The sequence below is a fragment of the Candidatus Chloroploca sp. Khr17 genome (assembly GCF_004138165.1).
Lineage (GTDB): Bacteria > Chloroflexota > Chloroflexia > Chloroflexales > Chloroflexaceae > Chloroploca.
The window spans coordinates 33,982-47,535 of record NZ_RYFF01000020.1; the positions used below are offsets into that span (position 1 = coordinate 33,982).

The following is a 13,554-nucleotide window of genomic DNA, read 5'->3' on the forward strand; positions in this document are numbered from 1 at the left end:
CCGGCGGCGGGGAACTGGGTCTGGATTCGCTTCATGCCGGAGAGTGCGGGGAGTCATCTGCGGTATGTGCGGGTGAGTTATGGCGGGAATACCTACGGGCGCAGTCTGGACGTGCAGACAAGCGCCCTGCTGGTCGAAGACAGTACGATTGTTCGGTCGAATGGTAGCGGTATCTATAACGAAGGCGGCACCGTCACGGTGCGCAACAGCGCTCTGCTCGACAGCACCAGTGGGGCGCAGGTCAGCGGGGGCCAGTTGCTGATCGAAAATAGCTTGATCAGCGGCAACAGTGAGGGTGTTGCGGTCAGTGGCTCGCCTGCGGTGACGATTACCAACAGTTCGCTGGCTGACAACAGCAGTTATGGAGTCAACAATAGCAGTACGACCGTGATGGTGCAGGCGGGGAATAACTGGTGGGGCGCGGCTTCGGGGCCGTACCACCCTACGCTCAATGCCGCTGGTCAGGGCGCCCGCGTGAGTGACCGGGTTGTCTTTAGCCCGTGGCTTGGCGCGCCGCCCGCAGGCGTCGAACGACGCTATACCGTTGGTGGGCGGGTGACTTTCGACGGAGTTGGGCTGGCGGGCGTAACCGTCTCGGACGGTACGCGCAGTGCGGCGACCGATGCGAGTGGAGTCTACCTGCTGAATGCGGTGCCGGTGGGCGACTATACCCTAACCCCGGCCCGCGCTGGCTACAGCTTTACCCCGGCAACCCGGGCGATCAGTGTCACGAATGACCTGAGTGGTCAGGACTTCAGTGCGACGACGACGAGTGGGCCGTCGCCAACGCCGACCGCGACAGCAACGAGTGTGCCGCCAACGGCGACATCTACCTCTACGGCAACGAGTGTGCCGCCGACGGCAACATCTACCTCCACGGCAACGCCGACGACAACCAGTGTGCCGCCAACCCCAACTGCGACGGCAACTGGTGGCCCGTCGGCGACGCCGACACCAACGATTGTCGCTGCGCCAATCTGTGGCGCAACGGTGCAGGAAGTCAACGGGACGATCAATGGAGTGGTCACCTGGACGGCGGGCACGGTCTATGTGCTCAACGATGTCTATGTCAACAGCACGGCCACGCTGATCATTCAGCCGGGTACCGTGATCAAGGGGCGGGCCAACTCGCGCCTGCGGGTTGATGGACGCCTGTTCGCCGATGGAACGGTTGCCAATCCGATCTATTTCACTTCGTACTACGATGATAGCCTGTGTGGTGACACTGATGGCAATGGAGCTTTGCCTCCGCCGGCAGCGCAGGACTGGGGCTTCATCCAGTTCAACTCGATCAGCAACGATACGAGCAGTTTGACGCGGGCGGTGTTGCGTTATGGTGGCAAGGGTCAGGACACGGCGGCAAGTGGCGTTGTTCGGCTGGTTGATGCCGGGCCGAACCTGGCGAATCTGAGTATGAGCCAGAACTATCGCAATGGGGCTGAGTTGGTTTATACCGGGTCGGGTTGGAATACCACCACGCTCAACAGTCCCAGTGTCGTCTACTGGCTGAGCAGTGCGCTGGTGGTGAATGCCAACCAGACCTTGACGCTTGGGCCGGGGGTGAAGGTCAAGGGGGCGGCTCTGTCACGCCTGATCGTGAATGGCACGCTCACGGCTGATGGTACCGTGCAAGCACCGCTGGTCTTTAGCTCGGAGAAGGATGACACCGTCTGTGGCGTTGGCGCGTCCGATGAGCCGGTCTGCGACATGGACAATGCCGTAGCGACACCGACGGCCCAGAACTGGGGCTACATCCAGTTTGGCGCGGGCAGCAACGATATCAGCAGTCTGACGCGGGCGGTGCTGCGTTATGGCGGGCTGGGCCAAGACACGGCGGCAAGCGGGGTGGTGCGGCTGGTGGATGCCGGGCCGAACCTGGCGAATCTCAGCATGAGCCAGAACTACCGCAACGGGGCCGAGTTGTCCTACACCGGGGCGGGCTGGAATACCGCCACGCTCAACAGCCCCAGTGTCGTCTACTGGTTGAGCAGTGCGCTGGTGGTGAATGCCAACCAGACCTTGACGCTCGGGCCGGGGGTGAAGGTCAAGGGGGCGGCCCTGTCACGCCTGATCGTGAATGGCACGCTCACGGCGGATGGCACGGCCCAGGCACCGCTGGTCTTCACCTCTGAGAAGGACGATACCGTCTGCGGCGTTGGCGCGGCTGATGAGCCGGTCTGCGATATGGACAATGCCGTGGCGACCCCGGCAACCCAGGACTGGGGCTTCATCCAGTTTAGCGCGGGCAGCAACGATACGAGCAGCCTGACGCGGGCGGTGCTGCGTTATGGCGGCAAGGGTCAGGATACGGCAGTGGGTGGGGTCGTGCGGCTGCTTGATGCTGCCCCGACCTTGAGTTACAACCTGCTGCGCACAAACTATGGTGGCGTCGAGTTGCTCAACGGTGCGTTGCCAGCACTTACCTGCAACGACTTCGAGCAGAACCAGCAGTTTGGCATGCGGAACGCGCTGCCGGCCACGGCGGTGACCGCCGAGAACCAGTGGTGGGGCCGTGCGACCGGGCCTACCCACGCCGGCAATGCGGGCGGCAATGGCGATGTGGTGTCGGATGGTGTGGACTACAACCCGTGGCGGAGTATGCCGTGTACCTATACCGGTGAGCCAACCCCGACGCCGACCGTGACCACGACGAGCCAGCCAACCGCGACGGCGACGGCAACGAGTGTGCCGCCAACCGCGACAGCGACGGCGACGAGTGTACCGCCAACCGCTACCGCGACGAGCGTGCCACCGACGCCAACATCCACGGCAACCTCGACCACTGTGCCTCCGACGCCGACGGGCACAGCGACCGCCACCGCGACGAGCGTGCCACCGACTGCGACGGCGACCGCTACCGCGACGAGCGTGCCGCCAACCCCGACAACAACACCGATGCCAACGGTCGAGCCGGGTACCTGGCAGGCAACGGGCAGCATGCAGACCGGACGGGCCTGGCATACGGCTACGCGCCTGGCCGATGGTCGCGTGCTCGTTGCTGGTGGAAGTGCCGGTGCGTGGGGCACAGGGCTGCAGAGCGCCGAGATCTATGATCCGGCCACAGGAACCTGGACGCCCACGGGCAATATGAGCCAGGCTCGTTTTGCCCATACAGCGAACCTGCTGCCCAATGGCAAAGTGCTGGTTGCTGGTGGTGAAGGTGCTGGTTGGCTTGCCAGCGCCGAGATCTATGATCCGGCGACGGGCACTTGGAGTAGAACCGGTAATTTGCAGCGTGGACGGTCAATGCATACGGCAACGCTGTTGCCCAATGGCAAGGTGCTGGTTGCTGGTGGGTACGGCGGCGGCGATCTTGCTAGTGCCGAACTCTATGACCCGGTCACTGGTCAGTGGAGCACCACCGGGAGCATGAAGACGGCGCGGATGCGCTATCCGGCGGTGCTGTTGACGAACGGCAAGGTGCTGGTTGCTAGTGGCTCGCAGTTTGGCGGGGGCACCTATCCAACGACGACTGGCGCCGAGATCTATGATCCCGCAACTGGTCAGTGGAGTGACACCGGCAGCCTGAATATCTCGCGCCACCATCATCAGGCAGTGGTGTTGCCCAATGGCAACGTGCTGGTCGCCGGCGGCCAGAATCTTCCGAATGCGAATAACGTGTTGAGCGCCGAGTTGTATGATCTGGCGAGCGGTCAGTGGAGCATGACCGCCTCGATGCAAGAGCCTCATACCAATATTGGTCCGATGGCGGTGCTCTTGTCAAATGGTCAGGCGCTGATGAGTGGCGGTGGGGCTCAGGAGTTGGGCAACGCGATTGTGCTGAGTGAACTCTACAATGCGACGACAGGTACCTGGAGTCGTACTGGTGATCTGCGTGAGGGTCGAAGTTCGCATGCGGTGGTGGTGCTGAACAATGGCTTGGTACTTGCTTCTGGTGGCTTCACAACCTATGGCGTTGGCCTGGCTACGGCCGAACTCTATGCGGTTGCGCAGAACCCTGGGGCGATCACGGTTGATGCCATCACACCACGCGAAGGTTCCGCCGGTCAGACGATCCGCGTGACGGTGCAGGGCACTGGTTTTGCCACGACACCGCCACCGACGGCGCGGCTCGTTGGGGTGGCAGGCTCATTTGCGCTGACCGAGGTCACGGCGCAAGGTGCGACCAGTTTCGCGGCAACGGTGCCGGCGACGGTGCCGCCTGGTGCATATGATCTGGTGGTGGACACAAATGGGCAGACCGCGACCTTGCCCAACGCCTTCACGGTGCTGGCCGCCGCCCCGGCGGTGACCAGTGTCTTGCCACCGTCGGCGCTGAATGATGTTGAGACCGAGATGCTGGTGCAGGGGCGCAACTTTGCGGCAGGCGTTGGCGTGCGCCTCGGCACGACCAATCTTGAGACGACGCGCATTGATGGTGCAACGCTGCTCGCGGTGGTACCGGCGGGTCTTGCGCCGGCAATCTACGACGTGGTCGTGACGAATCTCGGTGGTGGCGAGGCGCAACTTGCGCAAGCCTTCACCGTGGTTGATGCGACTGATGCAACCTTCGATGACCTCTTTAGCAGCAGCGATCAGCTTTGGATCAACCCGGTCTTGCCACGGGCGAATGAGCCTTTTGAGGTGGGTCTGGTGGTGCAACGCAGTGGGGGCAAGACGACCCTCACTGATATACCGGTCACCTTCCGCCGTGACTCGGTGACTGGCCCAGTCTTGGGCACGGCGACGGTGCCGTTCCTCGATCCACCGGCGAGCAGCGAGAGTACCACGCCGCTGAGCATCACGCTGCCAAACGCTGGGATCGTGACGCTCTATGCGATCATTGATCCCGAGGGCACGCTCACCGAAAGCACGACGACCAACAATGTGATCAGCCGGACGATGCTGGTGGCGGTGGCCGCCCGTGACCAGACGCCACCAGTCGTCACTGGCATTGGCATCAATGGGGGTGCCGCGACGACCGTCGTGACCCGCGGCATAACGATCAATATCAGCGCTCTTGACCCATCGCCAAATGCCAGCGGGGTGCGGTCAGTCCATGTGATCGAGTATGTCTACAACGAAGGCGCGCAGCGCTGGGTGCCGATGGCGAGTTCGGGCTGGTTGCCCTACAACCAGACGCCCGAAAGCTACCGCTGGACCCTGGCACCGTTGCCAGGCATGCACTACCTGCAGGTACGGGCGCGAGACATGGCGAACAACATCTCGATCGGCCAGGCGCGTCGCTTGATCACCTACGAACCAGCAACTGACCGGATCAGGCGACGCCAGACGCGCATCTACCGCTATGAGGTCGGGGCGGGCCAGGAATTCCGGGTCAACCTGGATGTACTCTCGGGCGATGCGGATCTCTATGTCTGGTCATCTGATCCGCAGCAATCGGCCTGGGTGAGCAACCTGCCAGGCAGCGCCGACGAGCAGGTGAGCATCCCGGCTAGCCAGGTGGTACCGGGAGTGTACCAGGTCGAGGTCTACGGCTACACGGCGGCAGAATACCTGCTGACCACCTCGCTTGGCGGTACTCCGGCGTCGGCGCAGATGTTGGGTGGTGGACTGGCCCAAGCGAAAGATTTGCCTGTAGCACCGTTGTTGCCAGTGAATGCGCAGCCGGATGCGCTGGTAGGCGATGTACCGCCAATCGAAGCCGAGGTCTATCGGGTGTACTTGCCGTTGAGCTTGCGGTAAGAGTGCGTTTGGATGCCGTGCGTACGGAGGCCAGGGTAACTGGCCTCCGTACGTACGAGGGCAACGGCATTATACGAAACCGGATACAACGGGGCACCCGCAAGGGGTACCCGTACCGGGGTGGGGCACCCGCCAGGGGTGCCCCTACAGGGCCGGGGGGCGGGCCCGGTGTAGGGGCACCCCTGGCGGGTGCCCTGGCGGGTGCCTTGGCGGGTGCCTTGGCGGGTGCCTTGGCGGGTGCCCTGGCGGGTGCCTTGGCGGGGTGCCCTGGCGGGTGCCCTGGCGGGTGCCCTGGCGGGTGCCCTGGCGGGGTGCATACACGGAAGATGCAATCGCCCTGCGTACGATGTGAGCTATCATTGACACGAGAACTATAATAAAGATATGATGGCTCATCAGGTGATGAAAGGAGACACAACGCACTCAAATCCAGTTGGTTGTAACACACTCACATGCATTTATATATCTTTCTCGCTGATGTGAGGTCAGTGATACCTGTTTCTGGGCAGATACCACGGCCACAAACAAGGTGAATATCATGCAAGCCTCGTCGCGCCCTTCTCTTTCACCACGTTCATTGATCTTTTTGGGTCTGCTTGTTGTTGGTCTTGTGCTTGTTGGCTTTGCGCCCTTTGCCAGAGCCGCGCCGGGCTTCCCTACGGCCCCCGAGACGTTTGATGGTACCAGTCTTCCTTCTGGCTGGACTGTCGTCAATGTCCGCACTGATGCCCCCTATCCGATTGATGACCCCTATCCCTTGCCCAATGATAGCCATGGATGGCGCTTTGATAACCCCGGAGCACGCCGGAATGTGACTGGTGGCACGGGTAATTTTGCCATTGCTGATAGCGACCATGCTGGTCGTGGCAAAACGATGGATACGCAGTTACGCACGCCAACGTTCAGCCTCGAGGGCGTTGCTGCGGCCCGTCTCCAGTTCAATACCACCTTTCGTGCCTATGATCAGTCGACCGGCGATGTCGATCTGAGCATTGATGGTGGGCAAACCTGGACGACGATCTGGCGTACGACGAGGACGGTGCATGGGCAAGTCAAGGTCACCCTGCCCGCCAGTGCGCTCAATCAAACCAAGGTCAAGGTACGCTTCCGCTACTATAATGCCACCTGGGACTGGTACTGGGCCATTGATAATGTTGCCATTGTTATGGTTAATCTCCCCAATCCACCCGATGGCTTGCAGGCGACGCTCAAGGGTAGCGAGATTCAGTTGAACTGGAATGCCGCGCCCAATGTAAGCCGCTATGTCATCGAGCGTTCGCCTGATGGCACGAACTGGGCGACGATCGCTGAGGTTTTTGGTTCCCAGACACGGTTCACCGATACGCAGGGCTTGGTCTGTGGCCTCCCTTATCGCTATCGCCTGCTGGCGCGCAATGTGGCCGGCCTGTCACAGCCAAGCGCACCCGTAACCGCGACGACCGCCTCGTGTGATCGCCCGACGACGCTCAATGAGACTTTTACGGCCACCACGCTGCCTAATGGCTGGACAGTCGCGCCATCCTCGGGGGCGACCTGGTCGTTCAATAATCCGGGTGGACGCTTGAATTGGACCGGGGGGACAGGCAATTTTGCGGGTGTCGATAGCAACCGCGCTGGTGGTGCGTCGGTGGATGCCTCACTTGTCTCGCCTTCCCTCAACCTGAGCGATCAACCCAGTGTTGTCTTGCAATTCAAGACTTTTTTCTGGGCTTATCGACGGGCGACCGCTGGGGTTGATGTCAGTACCGATGGCGGAGAAACCTGGGTCAATGTCTGGCGACGAACCGGGTTGTTTTGGGGTCCCGTCACGCTCGATCTCTCTTCACGGCTGGCCGGCAAGAGCGTAGCGATGGTGCGCTTCAGCTACTCCACTCATGCGTACAATAATTCGTACTGGCAGGTTGACGATGTGCAGTTGCTGGCGATGAGCCCACCTGTCGCGCCGACCAATTTGCGTGGTTCCCTCCTGACTTCAGGTGACATAAGTCTCACCTGGGATGGCCGTGGGAGCCAGACCTTTGAACTGGAACGGGCGCTCGGCAGCAGTGGCAGTTTCCAGAAGATTGCCGAACTTGATCACGGCGTCACGAGCTTTATTGATACGACGGTTGCCTCGGAAACGCTCTATCGCTACCGTGTTCGTTCACGCAACGCGGTCGGCGTCTCGGCTTATAGCAATCTTGTTTCGCTCACCAGTGGCAATCGCAATGTACGAATGATTGACATAACAATTTCGTATTACGCGAATAGTGCGACGGCACAGGCTCGCCGCCAGGCGATCGAAGCGAACGTGCGCTACTTTGCCGATAGCATCTACGAGATGTCCAACGGGGCGAATAAACTTCGTCGGGTGACGATCTATACGGGTGGTGCCTTTGCCAATCAGGCGGATATTGTCTGGGTCGCGAATTGCTGGCCCAACGCCCATCTTTCAGGCTATGGCACGCCAGGGTTGCGCATTCAGCACTGTGATACGTTCCATGCGGCCAATTTCATGAACAGTGAGGTTGGCTATCGTCAAGGTGGCTATGTCCTTGGTCATGAAATGGGCCACTACTTCTACTCGGTCTACGATGAATATCGGGGCAGCAGCCCGTCGACAGCCTGGATTGGTTTTCCGCGCTTGACTGATACCCCGGTGAATAACTCAGTAATGAATAGTCAGTGGTATGCTGTGGACGGCAATCTCAACTGGCTCAACTTCTCGACTCTACGCAACAATACCGGCAATACGGCGCAGCACCGGGTCTATGCTGCCAGTGCCTGGCAAACCCTTGCCCGCCCCTTGTACCAGGATCCACGCAATGGTACACGGATGACGGCACCGGTGCGCCTCTTCCATCCTGAACTGGCGGCGGTTGCGCCGGCATTAGGGCAGGCGCCACGGATCGATCTGACCAGTCCCACTGCCCAGGCCAATGCACGCAACGCATTGAATTTCGTCTGGGTTGGCCAGTCAGGGAGCCCGCGCCTGCAGCAAGCCAATGCTGAAATGGCACTGCAGTTTGTGGTGGACACCTCGACGCAGATGAGCGAGGCGCAACTGGCTTCGATCAAGGCGAATCTGAAGAATCTGGTTGACCAGGCGGCTGACACGACGATGATCGGCCTGCTGACCTATGCCGATACGGTGACGGTTGTGCAGCAGCCGGTGCTGCTCGACAGCGAGGCGAGCCGTACCGCGCTCAAGGCAACGCTTGATGGTCTGATGCTGAGCAATAGCGCTGCCGTGTTGACCGGCGAAGCGTTGGAAGCCGCGCTGGGGGTTGAGGGTGCTGCCGGTATTCCCGACAACGCGGTGCGTGCGGTCTATCTCTTTAGCGCCGGGATGTATACGGGCGCAAGCCATCCTTTTGCGCAGGTTGGCGCGTATCAAGATGCCGCCGTTACGCTAGAGACCTTTGATCTGGGACGCGATCCGCAACTTGCGGCAGAACTCTTCCAGATCGCGACGGCAACTGGCGGCGACTACTTTAGTGTCGCCGATACGACCGCCCTGCAGATGGGCTTGCGTGACGTGACCCATCGTGTATCACCCGTCGTTGACGTAGGCATCGCCACCGGCTCGGGTGAGATGACGAATGGCACGCCGTATGAGGCGACCTTCTATGTTGATGCCAGCCTTGGCACCCTTGATCTCGATGTGATCTTCAGTGGCCTGCCCGCTGAGGCTACGCTCACGCTCACGCGACCTGATGGCACTGCGAGTGGAGCCATCTTTGCAACCTCTGGTGTTGATGATGGTTTTGGTGGTCAGTTTACGCTGGCCAGCACGCGCATCACTAATCCCGCCCTTGGTACCTGGACAGTGCGGGTGACCACAACGAGTGCCCGCAGCCGTGTCGCCTTCTGGGCTGACGGTGCGCCGCAAGCCGATGAAGGCACGTTCTTTGCCCACGTTCGTTCGCTGACGGGCAAGACAATCGCCGCCCCTGAGGCGCTCTTGATCGATGCGATGGTTGCCCAAGACTTCCCGATCACTGGTGGTGGTATCCGTGGCGAAATCACGCTGCCTGACGGCACGACCGTGCCGGTGGTCTTTACCGATGATGGCGTGGCCCCCGACTTCCTGGCGAATGATGGGCACTACAGTGCACTGATTGATTACCGGGGTGACGGTGCCTATTCCATTGCGGCCTTTTTCGATAACGACAACGGGCAAGCCGTCTTTACCGAAGAGGCGGTTGCCCCATCCACGGCGCCCGATGGCTCCGTCCGGGAAGCTCAGACCTACCCGGTCGAAGGCAACTTCCAGCGGTACGCCACCACGAAGGTCTTTGTGACGGGATGGCAACCTGACGATCACGCGGATGATATGTTCGCGGCAACGCAGGTGTCGCCCGATAACACCCCGTTTGATGGGCGCATTGATCGTGCCGGCGACGTTGACATCTTCAAGGTTGACGTACCGGCTGATTACAGCGACGCGCTGGTACTGCGCATCGCGCAACTGGCCTTGGGCATGGATCCGGTTCTGACCGCCTTTGACACCGATGAGACCTGGTCAATCGACCGCTCGCTCGCCGATGCCACGGGTGACATGATCAGTGTCAGCCTGCCGAATAGTGCAGGGACAACGGTCTATATTGCGGTCAAGCATCACAACGCCGCCGCAACCACTGGCCTCTACGAGCTATCGGTGGGGCCACTGCTCGCCAATGAAGTGCCGGGTAACCTTGATCCAAAAGGTGCAGAGAATGCAATCTTCCTGCCCATGCTCCGGGTACCGGCACAAGGTATCCCGAATGCAGTGCATGCGGTCTATCTGCCGCTTACGCTCCGGTGAAAGATGGGCGCTGCGTTAGATCCATAATGAATGGGTGGAGACGAGGGGCGTAGCTCCTCGTCTCCACCCATTCATTATAGGCTCATGGTACAATACGAGCCAGCAAGAATTGTGCAAGAAAGATCCACCGAAACGCGCCAATGATCAGCATACGGGCCGGCCAGATGAGCGGAACAGCGGTGGAACGTGAGAAACAGAGAAGCGTATGAGCGAATGGCTGCAGTTTCATGGCCCCAATGCGGGCTACTTGATGGAGTTGTACGAACGCTATCAGGCCGATCCTGCGTCGGTTGATGCGGCAACCCGCGACTTTTTTGCGGCGTGGACGCCTCCCGGGGCCGAGGTGCGCGATAGCGAGCACGGGGCCGGGCTTGATGTGACGCGCATTGTTGGCGCGGCACGCCTGATCCGCTATTTGCGTGAATTGGGTCACGTGGCGGCCCGCATCGATCCGTTGGGGAGTGACCCGCCCGGCGATCCGGGGTTGGAATTGATCTCGCATGGGGTGACCCAGGCTGACCTCGCGATGTTGCCCGCCCATATTATCCGCGGGCCTGTGGCGACCCATGTCCGCAATGCCGCCGAAGGGGTCGAGCGTTTGCGCCAAATCTATTCGGGGGCGATTGGCTATGAGACCGATCAGATCCAGAACTGGGAAGAACGGAACTGGATCCGTGAGTCGGCTGAGAGTGGTCGCTTTGGCTTTGATCTCGATACCGACCGCCAGCGTGAGTTGCTCGACCGCCTGACTGAGGTCGAGACCTTCGAGCGCTTTTTGCATAAAACCTTCCCCGGCCAAAAGCGGTTTTCGATCGAGGGCACCGATATGCTGGTGCCCGTGATTGATGCGATTATTCGCAATGCCGCTGCTGGTGGTACCCGTGAGGTCGTGATCGGCATGGCTCACCGTGGCCGGATCAATGTGCTTGCCCATATTCTTGGCAAACCATATTCGTCAATTCTGAGTGAATTTCATACGCCAGATTATACAAAAGATACCTATCTGGGCTGGACGGGTGATGTCAAGTATCACCTTGGCGCACGCAAGGCCTATCGTGAGAGTGGTGTCTCTGAGATGCCGATTACCCTCGCGCCCAATCCGAGCCACCTGGAGTATGTGAATCCGGTGATTGTCGGGCGTGCCCGCGCTGCCCAAGAGAAACGTACGCGCCCTGGCTATCCCGAGGAGGACGAGAAGGAGTCACTCGCCATCCTGATTCACGGCGATGCGGCCTTCCCCGGGCAGGGGATCGTCGCCGAGACCCTCAATATGTCGCGGCTGGAAGGCTATCACGTTGGCGGAACAATCCATATTATTTTAAATAATCAGATCGGTTTTACCACCGATTATCAAGAATCACGCTCAACGCTCTATGCTTCTGATCTTGCCCGCGGCTTCGAGATGCCGGTCGTGCATGTCAATGCGGATGACCCCGAGGCGTGCATTTCGGTCGCTCGGATGGCCTGGGCGTACCGCGATAAGTTCCAGAAGGATATCTTGATTGACCTGGTCGGCTACCGGCGTTGGGGCCACAACGAGGGTGATGAGCCGGAATTTACTCAGCCCCGGATGTATGAGAAGATCCGCAATCACCCGACAGTACGTGAGATCTGGGCCCGTGAGTTAGAGCGCCGTGGTGTGATTACCCACGAAGAGGCCCAGGCCCGCGTCGAGGCCGTGATGCAGCGGCTGCAACAAGCATTTGATACGGTGCGTGAGCGTCAGCGCCTCGCGGCCAGCCTGCCACCGACCGAGGAGTTGCCGCCTGCCCCTCTCGCCAACCCCTTGCGTGAAACGATCTTTGCCAAGCCGATCTCGGCGCAGAAGTTGCTTGAGTTGAATGAGGCGTTGCTCGATCGCCCCGAAGAGTTTATTGCGCACCCCAAGCTTGAACGGATGTTGCAGCGGCGGCGTCAGACGATCCATGACCACGCTGGGATTGAGTGGGCGCATGCCGAGGCGCTCGCTTTTGCGGCGATTCTGGCCGATGGTACGCCGATCCGTATGACTGGACAGGATAGTGAGCGTGGTACTTTTAGTCAGCGCCATCTGGTGCTGCACGATTCGCTGACAGGCGAACGCTTTGTTCCGTTGCACCATATGCCCCAGGCCCGCGCTGCGTTCGCGCTCTACAATAGTCCGCTCTCAGAGGCGGCGGTGCTTGCCTTTGAGTATGGCTATAGCACCCATGCCCCCGGTACGATGGTGCTGTGGGAGGCGCAGTTTGGCGATTTTGCCAATGGGGCGCAGGTGATCATTGATCAGTTCATTGTCGCCGGGCGCTCGAAGTGGGCCGTTGATCCTGCTCTGGTGCTCTTGTTGCCGCATGGCTACGAGGGTCAGGGCCCCGAGCATTCGTCGGCACGTCTCGAACGCTTTTTGCAACTCGCCGCCACGGATAATATCCGGGTGGCGAATCCGACCACGGCGGCGCAGTATTTCCACTTGTTGCGCTACCAGGCGTCGGCGCTGGCGCTGCATCCGCGCCCGCTGATTGTGATGACGCCCAAGAGCCTGTTGCGCAATCCGCGCTCGAATTCGTCACTTAGCGACCTGACGGCTGGCCCTTTCAAGCCGGTGCTCGATCGCGGGGCCGATGCGCCTCCTCCCGAAGATGTGACCAGGCTCATTCTCTGTAGTGGCAAGGTCGCAATTGACATGTTGGCCTCGGGCGAACTCGAACGGGCCGGGGGCAGCGTTGATCTTGTGCGCGTCGAGATGCTCTATCCGTTCCCCGAGCACGATCTGCGGACGACGCTTGAACGCTATCCCAATCTGCTCGAGGTGATCTGGATGCAGGAAGAGCCACAAAATATGGGCGCATGGTCGTATATCGCCCCACGGTTGCAGGCGATCCTCGACCCTGACCTGACGTTCCGTTATGTCGGCAGAGGTGAGTCGGCTTCAACCGCCGAGGGTATGCATAGTCTCCATGCCCGCGAGCAGCAGCGTATCTTGCGTGAAGCTGTCGCCGGGGTTGTGGTCAGTACGATAAGGTAAGCCGTCTCCAAGCTAAACTACTCACCGGTGTGGACAGTTTAGCCCCCGGGAGCGCGGGCGGCTCGCCCGCAAGTGCTTGCGGGCAAGTCGCCCGCGCTCCCAGGCGAAGGGTGAACAGTTA

At 60.5% G+C, this 13,554-nt stretch carries 3 protein-coding genes; all 3 read left to right on the plus strand.

Annotated elements, in window-relative coordinates; translation table 11 throughout:
• The first annotated feature begins 33 nt into the window (after positions 1-33).
• Positions 34-5,646 carry a kelch repeat-containing protein gene (locus EKD05_RS13210; RefSeq protein WP_129673454.1) on the plus strand — a complete coding sequence of 1,871 codons (5,613 nt, stop codon included), beginning with the start codon at positions 34-36 and terminating at the stop codon, positions 5,644-5,646.
• Between the two features lie 538 nt (positions 5,647-6,184).
• Positions 6,185-10,432, plus strand: a complete 4,248-nt coding sequence (locus tag EKD05_RS13220) for a choice-of-anchor J domain-containing protein (RefSeq protein ID WP_129673456.1) — start codon at positions 6,185-6,187, stop codon at positions 10,430-10,432.
• A gap of 205 nt (positions 10,433-10,637) precedes the next feature.
• Entirely contained in the window at positions 10,638-13,433 is a 2,796-nt protein-coding gene (locus EKD05_RS13225; protein WP_129673458.1) for a 2-oxoglutarate dehydrogenase E1 component, read from the plus strand.
• Positions 13,434-13,554 lie beyond the last annotated feature (121 nt).